At 72.8% G+C, this 14,942-nt stretch carries 14 protein-coding genes; 11 read left to right on the top strand and 3 right to left on the bottom strand.

Annotation, left to right across the window (positions count from 1 at the left end; translation table 11 throughout):
- Nucleotides 1–75 precede the first annotated feature (75 nt).
- The 3 genes from DSM112329_RS08590 to DSM112329_RS08600 all read right to left on the bottom strand — a co-directional run bounded on the left by DSM112329_RS08590 (nucleotide 76) and on the right by DSM112329_RS08600 (nucleotide 3,039).
- Nucleotides 76–1,875 carry a DEAD/DEAH box helicase family protein gene (locus tag DSM112329_RS08590; protein WP_354701404.1) on the bottom strand — a complete coding sequence of 600 codons (1,800 nt, stop codon included), beginning with the start codon at nucleotides 1,873–1,875 and terminating at the stop codon, nucleotides 76–78.
- Complete coding sequence (locus DSM112329_RS08595; RefSeq protein WP_354701405.1) at nucleotides 1,872–2,084, bottom strand: HNH endonuclease signature motif containing protein; 213 nt, start codon at nucleotides 2,082–2,084, stop codon at nucleotides 1,872–1,874. The genes DSM112329_RS08590 and DSM112329_RS08595 overlap by 4 nt, the downstream gene beginning before the upstream one ends.
- Nucleotides 2,085–2,418: 334 nt before the next feature.
- Nucleotides 2,419–3,039, bottom strand: a complete 621-nt coding sequence (locus DSM112329_RS08600) for a helix-turn-helix domain-containing protein (protein ID WP_354701406.1) — start codon at nucleotides 3,037–3,039, stop codon at nucleotides 2,419–2,421.
- Between the two features lie 213 nt (nucleotides 3,040–3,252).
- Between DSM112329_RS08600 and DSM112329_RS08605 the strand changes: the two genes are divergently transcribed.
- Genes DSM112329_RS08605 through DSM112329_RS08655 form a run of 11 tightly spaced genes read left to right on the top strand, consistent with a single transcriptional unit; the run spans nucleotide 3,253 to nucleotide 14,776 of the window.
- On the top strand, nucleotides 3,253–4,071 hold the full coding sequence (locus DSM112329_RS08605; protein WP_354701407.1) for an ABC transporter permease: 819 nt from the start codon (nucleotides 3,253–3,255) through the stop codon (nucleotides 4,069–4,071).
- The gene (locus DSM112329_RS08610) at nucleotides 4,071–4,922 is read left to right on the top strand and encodes an ABC transporter permease (protein WP_354701408.1); all 852 of its coding nucleotides are present in this window, start codon (nucleotides 4,071–4,073) and stop codon (nucleotides 4,920–4,922) included. The genes DSM112329_RS08605 and DSM112329_RS08610 overlap by 1 nt, the downstream gene beginning before the upstream one ends.
- Nucleotides 4,923–4,926: 4 nt before the next feature.
- Nucleotides 4,927–6,303, top strand: coding sequence for an MlaD family protein (locus DSM112329_RS08615; RefSeq protein ID WP_354701409.1), 1,377 nt, complete (start codon nucleotides 4,927–4,929; stop codon nucleotides 6,301–6,303).
- The gene (locus DSM112329_RS08620) at nucleotides 6,300–7,745 is read left to right on the top strand and encodes an MlaD family protein (protein ID WP_354701410.1); all 1,446 of its coding nucleotides are present in this window, start codon (nucleotides 6,300–6,302) and stop codon (nucleotides 7,743–7,745) included. Before DSM112329_RS08615 ends, DSM112329_RS08620 begins: the two co-directional genes overlap by 4 nt.
- Nucleotides 7,742–9,076 (top strand): MlaD family protein, encoded by a 1,335-nt coding sequence (locus DSM112329_RS08625; protein WP_354701411.1) that lies wholly within the window; start codon nucleotides 7,742–7,744, stop codon nucleotides 9,074–9,076. Before DSM112329_RS08620 ends, DSM112329_RS08625 begins: the two co-directional genes overlap by 4 nt.
- Nucleotides 9,073–10,422 carry an MlaD family protein gene (locus DSM112329_RS08630; RefSeq protein WP_354701412.1) on the top strand — a complete coding sequence of 450 codons (1,350 nt, stop codon included), beginning with the start codon at nucleotides 9,073–9,075 and terminating at the stop codon, nucleotides 10,420–10,422. The genes DSM112329_RS08625 and DSM112329_RS08630 overlap by 4 nt, the downstream gene beginning before the upstream one ends.
- A complete protein-coding gene (locus DSM112329_RS08635; RefSeq protein WP_354701413.1) occupies nucleotides 10,419–11,771 on the top strand; it encodes an MlaD family protein in 1,353 nt (450 codons plus the stop codon). The genes DSM112329_RS08630 and DSM112329_RS08635 overlap by 4 nt, the downstream gene beginning before the upstream one ends.
- A complete protein-coding gene (locus DSM112329_RS08640) occupies nucleotides 11,768–13,135 on the top strand; it encodes an MlaD family protein (RefSeq protein WP_354701414.1) in 1,368 nt (455 codons plus the stop codon). The genes DSM112329_RS08635 and DSM112329_RS08640 overlap by 4 nt, the downstream gene beginning before the upstream one ends.
- A complete protein-coding gene (locus DSM112329_RS08645; protein ID WP_354701415.1) occupies nucleotides 13,135–13,926 on the top strand; it encodes a hypothetical protein in 792 nt (263 codons plus the stop codon). The genes DSM112329_RS08640 and DSM112329_RS08645 overlap by 1 nt, the downstream gene beginning before the upstream one ends.
- Entirely contained in the window at nucleotides 13,923–14,510 is a 588-nt protein-coding gene (locus tag DSM112329_RS08650) for a cytochrome c oxidase subunit 3 (RefSeq protein ID WP_354701416.1), read from the top strand. Before DSM112329_RS08645 ends, DSM112329_RS08650 begins: the two co-directional genes overlap by 4 nt.
- Entirely contained in the window at nucleotides 14,507–14,776 is a 270-nt protein-coding gene (locus tag DSM112329_RS08655) for a cytochrome C oxidase subunit IV family protein (RefSeq protein WP_354701417.1), read from the top strand. The genes DSM112329_RS08650 and DSM112329_RS08655 overlap by 4 nt, the downstream gene beginning before the upstream one ends.
- Nucleotides 14,777–14,942 lie beyond the last annotated feature (166 nt).

The raw sequence follows: 14,942 nt of genomic DNA on the forward strand, positions 1-14,942 counted from the left end.
TCGGGTTGAAGACGGCAACCTCCTGCGGGAGCCATCTTGGAACCCAGCCCGGCTCACTCGGTGCGGGTAGCGCGTTTATTGGTCGCGCTGGTGGCGGCCGGGTGGTTCTCCGGTAGCGGCGGCGAGACGGGTGAGGATGCCCTGCGTGCTTTGTGTGATGTTGAGGCCGGCAGCGTGATCGGGGTAGGTGGCGGCGAGCTTGTGAAGCTCGGTTGTGAGGAAGATGAGGCCGCGATCGAGGTCGGCTTCGCTGGCGGCGGCGCGTGCCCGGACGCCCATGGCGCTGTTGACGCGGGCTTGGGCGTGCCGGTGGTCGTAGGTGGGGTCGATGGCGCGCCGGAGCTGACCCCAACGGCGGGCAAGCTGGTCGACGGCTGCGCGCTTGGCCTGCACGCGGCGGTGCGCGGGCACGGGTGGGGGGTGCGGCTCGGCGAGAGTCGTCGGCGGGCTCTCGGGCGTGCCGAGGCGCTGTCCGCGCACGAAGGTAAGGACCTTGCCGATCGCTCGTTCGGACTGGCCGAGTTCGCGTAGCAGTCCGCGCGCGGCGGCGACCTCGTCGCGGTCGTAGCGGACGCCGCCGACAATCATGCCGCCGGGCTCGACGTAGGCGTCGAGGGCCTCGAAAGCGACCCGACGCCCGCCGCCGGTGGGCGGCTCGACATCGAACGTGCCGCGAGATCCGTCGTCGTCGGTTGGGCGCCGGAGTTCGGCCTCGACGCGCTCTGCGGCGGCGGTGAGGATGTCGTCGGCGGGGAGGAACACCTGGGCGACGAGGTCGTCGGGGTCGCCGGACCTGCGGCGGACAATCCGTCCAACGGCTTGGCGGAAGAACAGGTCGGTGCGCTTAACGGTGGCGTACGCGGCGACGGTCAGGCGGGGAACGTCGACGCCCTCGCTCACCATGCTCACGGCCACGAGCCAGCGCGGCTCGGTCGCGGCGGCGAACGTCTCGAGCTTGCGGTGCGCCGTCGGGTCGTCGCTGAGCACGGTCGTGGGTCGCTCGCCGGTGATGGTGCGCAGGACGGCGGCGACATCCCGCGCGTGCTGTTGGGTGTCGGCGAGGAGCAGCCCGGCGGCATCGGGAACGACGGAGCGGGCCTTGACGAGTAAGTCGTCGGCGTCCTTGAGCATCTGCCCGAGCAGCGGGGTCCCGGGGTCGATGGCGGCTCGCAGACGGCGGGCGTCGCCGACGGGATCCAGGGGGTCCGCGAACGCAGCAACGGTCTCCTCACCGTCGGCCCGCCAGCGCAGCGTCGCGTCGAGGAGACGGAACGCGAGCGGCCGACACGCCCCATCCAAGACGGCGTCGGCGTACCCGTAGACGTGGTCAGGGACACAGCAGCGGTCCTCGTCGTAGGTGACGAACGGGATCGCGCGCGCGTCGGACCGAAACGGCGTGCCGGACAGCGCCAGGCGCAGCGCTGCCTCACCGAACGCCGTCTGCAGCGCCGAACCCCAAGCCGTCGCGTCACCGGCGTGATGCAGCTCATCCATGACGACGGCGGTCGGTCGCGCAAGGTGGTGGGCGAAGAGGTCCGGGGCGGTGGCAACCTGCTGGTAGGTGACAACGACGCCGTCCACTCCGGCGCGCCATGCCCCGTCGGCGTTGCGCCACCGCGGGTCCAGGTGCAACCCGACGCGGTCCGCAGCGTCGGCCCATTGCGCGCGTAACGCCGTCGTGGGGCAGACGACCACAACCTGCTCCGCGCGGCCGGCGGCACGCGCGTCCTGGACCGCGAGGCACGCTGCCAGCGTCTTGCCCGCCCCAGGCGTCGCCACGAGCAGGAAGTCACGGGACCGCGTCGCGGCGTGCTCGGTCAGGAACCGCCTCTGCCACCCGCGCGGGACCACCGACCCCGCAGCAGGGCGGTTCACCGTCCACCCTTGCGCATGTTGCAGGCCGGACACAACGCCTGCCCGTTCGCAGGGGTCGTCGACCCGCCGCTGCGCACCGGGTCGACGTGGTCGGCGTGCCAACCCGGGTCAAGGCGCACGCCGCACCCCGCACAGCGGCCAACGGCGGCCAGGAACAACGCCACGCGAGAGCGCGAAGGGAAGCGACGCGATGCCGGACCGGAAGCCATCGCGCGGGACGGTACCGGCGCCGCTGACGAGTCGCGGTCGCGGCCGCCGGGCCGGGCATCGCGGATGGCCCCCAGCGACGCGCCCGAGATTCGATTGTCGGGTCCTCTCCGGGCAGGCGGGAGGGTAAGCGGGACCGTGCCGCATAGAGGGTCTCGTCAGCAGCAGGTCGATGCGAGACAGGGGAGGCATACCACTTTGGGTTGCGTTTGCCCTCAATGACCGACCCGCCCTCCGAGGACAGGCTCGGCCTCAAACCGCGACTCGAGGGGTCCGTGAAAGCCAGCCTGGCTCAGTCCTGACGCGATGGGCTGCCTTGGCGCCGGCCCGCGCGGCTCAGGGCGCGAGGCGGATGCCGTGGAGCGCGTAGTTCGTCGCCGCCTGGACGAGCTCGTCCTCCTCGGCGTCCGGCTCGATCCACGGCCGCATGAGGACGAGGCCGGTCATCAACGTGAGCGTCATCGACACCGCGCGCTCGACGACGTCGCGGGAGAACCAGCCGGCGCGATCGGCCTCGTGGTCGCCGATCGGCTTCAGGCTGGCGATGACCTGGGTGAGGCCGTCGCGCAGGGCGTCGACGAGCTCGCCGTCGGTGAGGTCGGGCATGGAGATCAGGCGGACGAGGGTGAGGCGGTGCTCGTTGAGGTGGCGGTAGAGGTCGCGGATCAGGTCGGTCATGATCTCGTGCTCGCTGCGCTCGCTGGCGAGCTGCTGCTGCCAACTGGCCGCGAACTCCTCGACGGACGCGATGAACGGCGTCAGCGTGGTCGCGGCGAACAGCCGGTCCTTGCTCGGGAAGTGTCGGTGCAGGACAGACGGGCTGATGCCCGCGGCGTCCGCGACCGTCCGCATCGTCGTCTGCTCGAAGCCGCGGCCCCCGAACTCCTCGGCTGCCGCGCTGATGATCAGCGCACGGACCTGCTCGGTGCTCCGCCGCGTGGTGCGCTGCTCGCTCATCGGGCGCCGACATTACCCGTGAGCGCCCGGTCACCCGGAAGTTCCAGCTTCCGGGGGTGCTGGAACCCCTGACCGGGGGGTAGGCACGCACTCGTGTCGCGTGGGAAGGTCCTCTCGCGCTTAGAGAGACATCAACTCTCTAAGCCGCCCGGGGAGGGCATCGACGCGCACATGGCACTGACGGACGACAGAGCAGGACGGGACGCAGCGGCGGTGGCCGACCGGATCGCCGGCGGGCTCGTCCGGCAGCCCGGCGGGTCGGCCGTCCAGACGGCGTCCGAGACCGCAGGCCTGTTCCTGAAGGCCGGGCGCATGCTGTTCACCGGCCCGTACGGCTGGTGGCGCGACTGCGTCGTCGAGATGTCGCTGGCGCTGCGCCGCTGCCTGCTGCCGATGATGCTGTCGATCGCGGCGTTCTGCCTCGGCATCGCGATCGGGTTCGTCGGCATGATCATCAAGACGCTCGGGACGTCGGACCGCATCCCGGGCGGGATCTACACCGGCTTCATGCGGGAGCCGTCGATCTGGGTGATGAGCATGATCTTCGCCGGGGTCGCGGGCAGCGCGCTCGCCGCCGACCTCGGCGCACGCCGGATCCGCGAGGAGCTCGACGCGCTGTCGGTCCTCGGGGTGGACAACGTCCGGGCGATCGTCCTGCCGCGGATCGTCGCGATGACGCTCGTCGCCCCGATCCTCGGGCTGCTCACGCACCTGTGGTCGATGTTCGTGCTGCTGGTCTGCCTGCCGCTGTACTTCCCGTCGGTCGGCCACGCGACGTTCTTCGAAGTCGTCAACGCCTTCCTGATCCCGGGCGACCTGTTCGCGTTCCTCCTGAAGTGCGTCCTGATCGGCGCCCTTGTAGGGACCGTCTCCTGTTACAAGGGGCTCACGGCGAAGGGCGGCGCAGAGGGTGTCGGCCGGGCGGTCAACCAGGCCGTCGTGATCATGTTCCTCGGCCTCTGGATCCTGAACGGCGTCTTCAACAGCGCCTTCCTGGCCCTGTTCCCCGACGTGCAGACCCTCCGCGGCTGATGGCGTCCGTCGCGACCAACCCAGGGGGCAGCGCGGAGCGGCCCGCGTCCGTGCCCGCGCCCGCGGCTCCCGACGGGACGGTCAAGGCCCTCTTCCGCGAGGCCGGCGAGCTCGCCATCTTCACCTTCCGGACCTTCGGCGCCCTGCGCGGCGCGCTGCGCTACCCGGCCGAGATCTTCCGGCAGTCCTCGATCCTCGCCCGCGGGTCGACCGGCGTCATCGCGGCGATGTGCTTCCTGATCGGGTTCTCCGCGATCAACTTCGCCTACTACTTCCTGCGTGCCGCAGGCGCCGCGGACTACACCGGGCTGTTCAGCGGCCTGGCCACGGCGCGCGCCGCGTGTCCGGTGATGTTCGGGTACGTCTTCGCCGCGAAGGTCGGCTGCGGGCTGGTCGCGGAGATCGGGGCGATGCGGATCAGCCAGGAGATCGACGCGCTGGAGTCCGAGGCGATCGACCCGATGCGCTACGTCGTCGCCGTCCGACTGCTGGCCGCGATGATCTTCCTGCCGGGGGCCGTCTTCATCGGCCTGCTCGGGATGTCGGCCGGCTGCTACCTCACCGCGGTCGACGTCGTCCAGGGCCTCTCCTCGTCGGGCTTCAGCCGCTACCACTGGGCGATCCAGACGGTCCAGGACCAGCTCTACGCGCTGATCATGATGGGCACGATGGCGATCAGCATCGTCATCGTCTCGTGCTTCTACGGCTGGCGGACGAAGGGCGGCCCGGCCGAGGTCGGTGGCTCCGTCGCCCGCTCGCTCGTGGTGAACCTCGTCCTGATCCACGTGATCATCGGCGGCTTCATCTTCCTCTTCTACGGGCTCGATCCGAAGCTCCCGATCGGCGGCTGATCGCATGACCCCGGTCGCGCTCAGGCGCGCTCTCACCGCTGTTCTACTGCTCGCGGTCGTCGCGCTCGTCGCAATCGTGACCGGGGGCTCCGACAAGGGCCACCACCTGACCGTCACCGTCGACAAGGCGACGAACCTGTACGCGGGTGTCGACATCCGCGCGGCCGGCCAGAAGGTTGGCCGGATCGACTCCGTGGAGGCGACCGGCGACGGCCGCGCGCGCATCGGGCTGCGCATCGACGACGACCGCGTCTGGCCGATCTACGCCGGCGACCGGCTCCGCGTGCGCTACGGCGGGACGATCGCGTTCGCCGCGCGCTACGTCTCGATCGACCGCGGGACCCGCCGCATCAGGCCACTGGCCGACGGGGCGCAGCTGTCCCGCGCGCAGTTCGTGACCCCCGTCGAGTTCGACCAGGTCCTGAAGACGTTCGACGCGCCCACGCGCAAGGACCTGCGCCGGACCGTCGACGCGACCGGCACCGCCCTCGCGGCCGCGCGGCCCGGGCTGAGCGCCGCGCTCGACGAGGCACCGCCCGCGCTGGCCCAGGCCCGCGCCGTGCTCACCGACCTCGGCAGCGACGAGGCGGCCCTCGACCAGCTCGTGCGCTCCGGCGACCGCGTCACGGCGGCGATCAACGCCGCCGACCCGGGCCTCGGCCCGCTCGTCGCCGGAGCCGCGCAGACCTTCGCCGCGGTCGGCACCCGCGCGGACCGGCTGCAGACCGCGCTACGCGAGCTGCCCCCGACGCTGTCCACCGCCCGCGGGACGCTCCGCCGCGCCGACGTCACCCTCGCGAAGGCCGACCGGCTGACCGAGCGGCTCGCGCCCGGGATCGGCGAGGTCCGGAAGATCGCAGCCCCGCTGTCCCGGACGCTGACGACGCTCGCCGCCGTGGCGCCCGACGCCCGCGCGACCGTCGCCACCCTCCGCAAGGGCGCCCCGGACCTGACACGCGTCCTCACCGCCGCCCGGCCGCTGCTGCCGAAGCTCGGCGACGTCGGGAAGGAAGCCGCACGGCAGCTCTCGTGCGTCCGGCCCTACACCCCGGAGATCGCCGGCTTCGCGTCCACCTGGGGACAGGTGTCGTCCAACAGCGACGGCAAGGACAAGTTCGCCCGGATCACCGCCCAGGCCTACCCGTTCGGGACGTTCACGCCGCTGACGAACCCGCAGCTGAGCAAGGTGCTGCCGGCCGCGCAGGAGCAGTACGCGTTCCCGCGCCCGCCGGGCCAGAACGCGAACCAGACGTGGTACCTGCCCGAGTGCGGCGTCGGCCCCGACTCCACCGATCCCACGAAGGACCCCGAGGCGATCGCCTTCGACCCGCTCTCCAAGAACATCCTGGAGATCGACAACGACGACGAGTTCCGCCCATGAGCCCGCGTGTGCTGCTCACCGGGCTGTTCGCCTGCGTCGTGGCGCTGATCGCCGGCCTGCAGCTGGTCGGGGGCGACGACGCGTACGAGCTGAACCTGCGCCTGAAGTCCGCGAACGGGCTGCGCAACGGGTCGGAGGTCCGGACCGGCGGCGTCCCGGTCGGCCGCGTGCTCGCGCTGAAGCTCGGGCCGAAGGACGCGGTCGACGTGCGCATGGCGCTCGACGACGGGCATGACGCCGTCGGCCGCAACGCCACCGCGCGGATCGTCGCCACGAACCTCGTGGGGGAGAAGTACGTCGAGCTCGACCCGGGCGACACGCGGACCCCGCTGGCGTCCGGCGCCTGGCTGCCCACCCGCCGGGTGAGCACGTCCGTCGACCTGGACCAGGTCCTCGACGTCCTCGACTCAGGCGTGCGCACGCGGCTGGCCGTCCTCATCAACGAGACCGGCTTCGCCCTGACGCACCGCCGGGCGGACTTCAACGCGTTCCTCCACGAGCTGCCGCCGGCGCTCAGCGCCGGTCGGAAGCTCGTCGGTCAGCTCGCTCAGGACAACCACACCGTCGGGGACGTGGTCGATCGCGCGGGCCGCCTCGTTGCCCGCGTGAACGCCGAGCGCGATGAGCTGAACCGGATGGTCGACGTCACCGGGAAGACCGCGGCCGCGGTCGCCGCAAAGCGTGCGCAGCTGCGCCAGACCCTCGCCGAGGCGCCCACCACCCTCGCGTCCGCCGACCGCCTGCTCACCGATCTGCAGGACACCACGCGGCCGCTCGCCTCCGCGGCCCGCCTCATCACCCGGACCGCGCCGGGCCTCCGCGCCACGCTGACCCAGGTGGAGCCGTTCGAGGCGAGCGCCCGCCCCGCGCTCGACGAGGTCCCGGACCTCGCCCCGGAGCTCACGCGCCTCGGCGTGAAGGCGGCGCCCGTCGCGCGGCAGGCGGTGCCGACGGCCAAGGCGTTGACCGCGCTGCTCACCACCTCCGGGCCGGCGACCCGGACGCTCGGCGCCTCGGTCGACGACCTCCTCGGGCTGGCCGAGGGCTGGTCGCGCTCGATCCAGCTGCGCGACGGCCTCTCACACGTCTTCCGGGGCCGCGCGTCGATCTCGGTCGACACGATCCAGACCCTGACGCGACGGCTGCAGCTGCTGAGCCCGACGGCCCCGGCGCGCCGGACGGGCGGCACCGGCGGCGCAACCAAGCCAGGCCCGGCGCCTTCTGGCGCGGCCGCCACGCCCGCCCGGCAGGACGACAGGCGCCCGGGTCCTGCCAAGGCCCTGAAGGACGTCGTCGGCAAGACGCAGGACACCGTCACCGGCGTGCTCGCAAAGCTGCTGCCCGGCCTCGCGGGCCCGGCCGGATCAGCTCCGGCGCCAGCCCCGGACGACAGCCGTGACGACCCGGCCGGTGCCCTCCTCGACTTCCTCCTGAAGCCATGACGAGCGCTCGCCGAACCCGCCGCCCGCGCCGCGAGCAGGCGCGCCCCTTCACCGTCCTGAGCACCGGGCTGCTCGTCCTCGCGCTGCTGGCGGGCGTACTCACCGTCGCGCTGCGCTCCCCGGGTGGCGTCCCGGGCGTCAGCTACGGCAGCTACGAGGTCGCCCTCCCGGACGCCGGGAACCTGCGCCCGCACAACGAGGTCCGCATCGCCGGCGTGCGCGTCGGCCAGGTGGCGAGCAAGGACGTCCGCGACGGGCAGGCCCTGCTCCGCCTCAAGCTCGACTCCGGGACGGGTCCGCTGCCGCGCGACACCACCGTCTTCATCCGCAGCCGTGGCCTGCTCGGGCAGCGCTACCTCGAGCTCGTCCCCGGACGCAGCAGCACGATGCTCGCCCAGGACGCGACGATCCGCTCCGGCACGGATTCGCTGACCTTCGGCGTTCCCGAGACGCTCGACACCTTCGACACCGCCACCCGGCAGGGGCTCGGGACGACGTTCGGCGAACTGGGCCGTGGCCTGCTCGGCCGCGGCGACGACCTCAACGGCGCCCTGCGCGTCGTCGCCCCGACCGGCCGCCGCCTGCGCACCACGATCGGCACGGTCCTGGAGCGCGACGGCGCGGTCGCCCGCCTCGCCCCGTCGCTGAACGCCGCCGCCACGCCGCTCGACGGCGCCCGCGAGGACATCGCCCGCGGCCTGAAGCCCGGCGCCGATGCGCTGACCCCGTTCGCCGACCACGGCGAGGACGTGCAGCAGCTCCTGGCCGAGGCGCCGCCGGCCCTGCGCACCGCCCGCGCCGGTCTCGACGGCGGCGCCCGGCTGCTGGCCTCCGTCCGGACCGTCGCGCGCGCCGCGGACGGCACGCTCCCGGCTGCCCCCGCCGCCCTGCGCCAGACCGCCACGCTCCTGCGCACCAGCCGCGAGCCCCTGCGCCGGACGACCCGCCTGCTGAAGGCCGCCGGCCCCGCAGTCCCGGCGCTCGTCAAGGTCACCGACGCCCTCGAGCCGGACCTCAAGCTCCTCACGAACGCCGCGAACGCCCTCCGGCCGACGCTCGTCACCGTGGGGCAGCACGGCTGCGACGTGAAGAACTTCGCCACCGTCTGGCGCAGCTTCCTCGGTTTCGGAGTCGCCGGCGGCGGGGCGATCGGGCCGCTGAACAGCATCCGCGTCGTCGCGACCCCCGCCTTCGAGGAGATCCGTGGACAGGGTGAGCTCATCACGAGCGTGACCGAGAAGCTCGTCGACCACGACCCCTACCCGCGCCCCTGCAAGTTCGTCCCCGGCGCCTACTACCCGGTGTCGCTAACGCAGGGAGCACCCAAGTGATCCGTCGCCTGCAGCAGCTCGGCATGAGCGCCGAACGCCACGTCGTCCTCGTCGGCGTCGTGTCGACGGCGGTCCTCGCCTTCGTCGTCGTCGCCGTCTACAGCGGGGCGTACCGGAAGCCGTTCGCCGCGGACACGACCACGGTCCGCGCCGTCTTCACCGACACCGCGCAGCTCACCAAGAGCGACCCGGTCCGCGTCAAGGGCGTGAACGTCGGCACCGTCTCGGACATCACGCTCGACGGGGACGGGCGCACCGCGACCGTGACCATGAAGGTGGACGAGACCGCTGCGCCGATCTACGCCGACGCGACCGCCACGCTGCGCTGGCGCACCGTCCTGGGCGGGACCTTCGCCGTCGACCTGGACCGCGGGTCGAGCACGGCGGGGACGCTGACCGGCCCGATCCCGGCCGTGCGCACCGAGGGCCAGGTCGAGCTCGACGACGTCCTCGCGAGCGTGCGCGGGCCGCAGCGCGCGGGCCTGCAGAGCCTGCTGCACGAGCTGCCGCAGGTGTTCGCCGACCCGGCGGCGCCCGCGACGGCGCTCGACACGCTGGCCGCGTCCGCCCCCGACCTGCGCAAGGCACTCGCAGCCGCGCGGGGCCGCAGCGACGGCGACCTGCCCGCCCTCGTCCGGAACACCGCCGCGGCCGTCCGCGCCGTGAACACTCCCGGTGACGCCATCCGCGACGTCGTCCAGGGCGGCGCCACGACCCTCACGACGACCGGTAACCGCGCCGGCGACATCGGTCAGGCGATCGACCTGCTGGCCGACATCACGCCGCGGGTGCGCGCCACGCTGACCCGGCTCGACACCACCCTCACCGGGGTCGACGGCCTCGCCGACGACCTCGACGCGCCGGCGGGGCAGCTCGCACCGGCCGTCGCGCGGCTGCGGCCCGTCGTCCGCCGCGCCGAGCCGCTGCTGCGCGACGTCAGGCCGCTCGTCAGGCGCCTGCGTCCCGCGGTCCGCTCGCTGGTGGTGACCGCCCGCGCCGGGACCCCCGTCATCGAGGACCTCACGCCGAGCGTCGACCGCGTCCGCGACACGATCCTCCCGTTCCTGGCCGAGCGCGACGCGGTGAGCAAGCGCACGACCTACGAGATGATCGGCCCGACGTTCGCCTCCACGAACTCCGCGATGGCGGGCTACGACAAGTCCTCGAGCCTGTTCCGGTTCCCCCTCTTCGCGCAGGGCACCGCGATCGACTCGCTGCCGTGCGGCGAGATCATCACGGACCCTGAGAAGAGCGCGGTCCTGCAGTGCGAGAACCTCATGAGCTCGATCAAGCAGCTGTCGGGCTACAACCCGCTCGGCCCCGTTCCCGGAAGCGTGAACCCATGACGGGCGGCCTGCTCGACGGCGACCGGGACGAGGACCACGTGGACCCCCGCGACCGCCTCACCGAGGGTCTCACGCGCGACCGCCTGACGGTCGAGCTCCGCCGCGCCGCCCACCCCGCCGTCGTCACGCTGATCGGCGGGCTGCTCGGCCTCGCTGCCTTCGGGTTCATCGTGTCCAAGACCTCGTCCGGCAGCTTCCACGGGCAGACCGAGCTGCGCTTCGCGGTCCGCGACGCGACCGCCGTCGTCCCCGCCGGCCGCGACGAGGTCCGCTTCCACGGGATCCCCGCCGGCGTCATCACGACCGTCAAGACGGTCGATCACCAGCCGATCCTGACCGTGAAGCTGCGCTCGTCGATGGGCCCGATCTACCGCAACGCCAGGGCGCAGTTGCGGCCCAACACCGCGCTACAGGACATGTACCTGGACATCGTGGACCGCGGCACCCCCGATGCCGGGAAGGCGAGCGCCGACGTCCCGATCGTCGCCTCCCGCACCGACACCAGCGTCAACGTCGCCGACGTCCTGCAGACCTTCGACCCCGAGGCCCGCGCCCACGTCTCGACCGTCCTGCGCGACCTGGGCGAGGGACTCGGCGACCGCGGCGACGAGCTGCGCCAGGCGTTCGTCGAGGTCACGCCGTTCCTGCGCGTCGCCGACCGGCTCTCGCAGCAGCTCGCGGTCCGCAGCGAGCACACCCGGAACCTCGTCAGCGACACCGCGTCCCTCACCGGTGCCCTCAGCCGCCGCGACCGGCAGCTCCGGCGCCTGATCACCGAGGGCGGCACCACGCTCAACACCCTCGCCGCCGGCTCGCCGGACCTGGACGCGACGCTCACGCGCCTGCCGCCCGTCCTGCGCCGCCTGGACTCGAGCTTCACCGCGGTCCGCGGGGTCGTCGGCGACGTCGACCGCGCGGTGGCCGCCGTCCGCCCCGCCGCCGGGGACCTGACCGACGCCCTGCCCGCCGTCCGCCGCCTCGCCGACCACGCGGACCCCGCCGTCCGCGCTCTGGCCCGGCCCGTCGTCGCGCTGCAGCCGCTGGCCCGCGACCTGCGCCCGCTCGCCCGGGACCTCAGCACCGCGCTCGTCGCGCTGCAGCCGCAGGTCGCGGACGTCGACCGCGTCACCAAGAGCGCGGCCGGCTGCAAGCTGCCCCTCCAGCGGTTCTTCCAGTGGACCCCCTCCGTCTTCAAGATGGGCGACGCCAAGGGCGTCGGGCCGCGTGCGGACGTCACGCTGGCCGTCGAGTCCAGCGGCATCGCCCGCGACCCGCGTCTGTTCGCCGGCAAGAGCTGCGCCCCCGGCATCCAGCTCGGCGGCTCCATCGCCAAGAGGTTCGACCCATGAACGCCCGCCCGCGCGGCTTCGCCGGCCACGTCCTCACCGTCCTCGCGGCGGCGCTCGTCGCCGTCGCGTTCGGCGGCGCGATCCTCTACCAGGCCGGGACGTTCAGCTTCCTCGAAGACCCTTACGAGGTGCAGGCGCTCGTGCCCACCGTCGCGTCCCTCGGCTCCGGCGCCAGCGTCCGGATCGGCGGCGTCCGAGTCGGCCGCGTGACCGAAGTGCGGCGCCAGGGGCTCGGCGCCCGGATCGCGATGGAGATCGACAAGGAGCACGGGCCGCTCGCACAGGACGCCCGCGCGACCGTCCGGCTGCGGACGCTGATCGGGGAGAACTACGTCGAGCTCGAGCCTGGCACGTCGACGTCGAAGCTCGACTCCGGGTCCACCCTGCCGATGTCCCGCGCCGGCGACTACGTCGAGGTCGACCAGGTCCTCTCCGTCCTGCGCGGCGAGACCCGTGAGCGCGCCCGCCGGCTGATGCAGGACACCGGCCGCGCGCTCGACGGCCGCGGCGACGAGGTCAACGACGTGGCGCGTGACCTGTCGGGCGCGATCAGCAGCGGCTTCACCCCGATCAGCAAGGTCCTCTACCAGGACCGCGACCGCCTGGCGGCCTTCGTCGACCAGCTCGGGGTGTTGTCCCGCGCCGTCGGGGACCGCGGGGATCGCATCCGCGGGCTGGCGCGGCAGGCTCGCAGGAGCTTCGCGGCGATCGCCGCCCAGGACCGCTCGGTCCGCACGCTGCTGACCGACCTGCCGCCGACCCTGCGCCAGGTCCGGGCGACGACTCAGGCTCTGCGCACCGTCTCCGGCCGGGCGGCACCGGTCCTGAACGAGCTCGGCGGCGCGCTGGTCGACCTGCGGCCCGCCGTGGGGAGCCTGCGCCCCGCGGCCACCGAAGGCACCGCGCTCGTCCAGCAGCTCGGCCGCGCGGCCCCCCGCCTGGAGAAGACGCTCGACGCCGCGAAGGCCGCGAGCGACCCGGCGGCCAAGGCGCTCCCGCAGCTGAAGGCCGTCCTCTGCCAGGTGAACCCGATGCTCCGCTACCTCGCCCCGTACCGCGACGACGCGATCGCTGTGCTGAGCGGCCTCGGCTCGACCGTCAACTACTACGACGCCGTCGGCCACGCCGGGCGCGTGTCCCCGACCATCGGCGAGGACACCCTCGTCGCGATGCCGCAGTCCGTGGCGACGGCCGCGAACACGCTGATCCAGGCCGGCCTGCTCAGCAAGGTGCGGCAGTTCGGCTACAACGCCTACCCGCCGCCGCGGGCCGGCGGGACCACTGAGCTCGGGAACCGCGCCTCGGGCCCGGTCGACAGCGGCAAGGCCGGCGTCCACTTCAGTCGCGTGATGGCGGACTGCTGATGGCGCTGCTCCAGCACGAGCGCGAGACACCCGTGGCCCCGCGCGCCGCCGCGGGCGTCCCGCTCGACATCACGCTGCAGCGGATCTGCACGTGGAGCGGGCCGATCTTCGTCGCCGTCTTCTTCACCGGCATCCTCGTGGCCGGCTGGCTTCCGCCCGTGTCCGCCAACCAGACCGCCGCGCAGGTCAAGGCGATGTACCTGCAGGACACCGACCAGATCCGGCTCGGCGCCGTCCTGATCGGCATGTCCAGCTTCTTCCAAGGCGTCTGGGCGGCCGTGATGAGCGTCCAGCTCCGGCGCATCGAGGGTCACCGGCCGCTGCTCACCTACGCGCAGCTCGCCGCCGGTGGAGTCGGCATGTTCGTGGTGATCCTGCCCGCGTTCATCTTCGCCGCGGCCGCCTTCCACCCCGAGCGCAGCGCCGATGTCACGCAGGCGCTGCACGACTTCGGCTGGCTCGCGCTCGTCGGCGTCGGCTGGCCCGCGATCCTGCAGTGCGTCGCGGTCGCGGCCGCCACGCTGACGGACGGATCCGAGCATCCGGTCTTCCCACGCTGGTTCGGCTGGTTCAACCTCTGGACGGCATTCGGGTTCCTCCCCGGCCCGTTCCTCGTCTTCTTCCATGCCGGCCCGTTCGCATGGTCAGGCGCTGCGGCCTTCTGGCTGCCGGCCGTCGTGTTCAGCCTGTGGTTCCCGGTCTGGTTCGTCGTCCTGCGCCGGGCGATCACCGCCGAGGCCAACGAGCGGATGTCGTCCGCGCGGACCCGGGACGCGGGGGTGCGCACATGAGCACGGCGGAGGACGGGCGGCTGCGCAGCCCCGGAGCGATCCCGGGCGAGGGCGGCCTGTGGCTGTTCATCCTGGCCGACATGACGCTGTTCGCCCTGTTCTTCGCGATCGTGCTGATCGTCCGGGCCGACGACCCGGCGATGTTCGCCCGCTCGTCCGCCGAGCTGCACCAGGGGCTGGGCCTGACGAACACGTTGCTGCTGCTCACCGGCTCGGGGCTGGTCGCGGCGGCGGTCCGCGCGACCCGCCGTGCCGACGACCGTCTGGCGGCCCGGCTGCTCGGCGCCGCGATCGTCTGCGCCGCCGGGTTCCTCGCCATCAAGGCGATCGAATGGCGGGACCTGCTCGCGAACGGGCACTCGGTCTCGACCGACAGCTTCTTCCAGCTGTACTTCATGCTCACCGGCATGCACCTCGCGCACGTCCTCATCGGGACGGCGACGCTCGTGTTCCTGCTGCGCCGGCTGCGGCAGCCGGCACCCGGCCCCCACGACGCGCGACTGCTGGAAGGCGGTGCCGGCTACTGGCACATGGTCGACCTGCTGTGGCTCGTCCTCTTCCCGCTGCTGTACCTGATCGGATGAGCGCCGTCGTCTGTTCCCCTCCGGTCGTCGTCTGGTTCGTCCTCGTCGCGGCGACCGTCGCGTCGTACGTGCTCGGGGTCGAGCACGGCGTGACCGACCCCGGAGCACTCGCCGCCCTGTTGATCGCCATCGCGTTCGTCAAGGTCGCGCTCGTCGGACGGCACTTCATGGAGCTGCACGCCGCAGCGCCTCCGCTACGACGGGCCTTCCAGCTGTACCTCTGGATCGTCGGCGGGGGTCTCGTCGTGCTCGCAGTCGCCCTCTGACCGCCGCAGGCCGGCGGGCATCGGCGGGGCATCTATTCCCGATCGACCGCGCGGCGCCGCGCCAGCCGGTCGCGAATGCGGTCGTGGACGAGGGGAAGTCGCTCCGCTGACCATGGCTTGTCGCCCCCCGCGAACCTCGCGGACTGGAGCTCGAGGATCGGAGGCC

Origin of the sequence: Paraconexibacter sp. AEG42_29, from assembly GCF_040581415.1 — a bacterium.
Taxonomy (GTDB): Bacteria; Actinomycetota; Thermoleophilia; order Solirubrobacterales; family Solirubrobacteraceae; genus Paraconexibacter.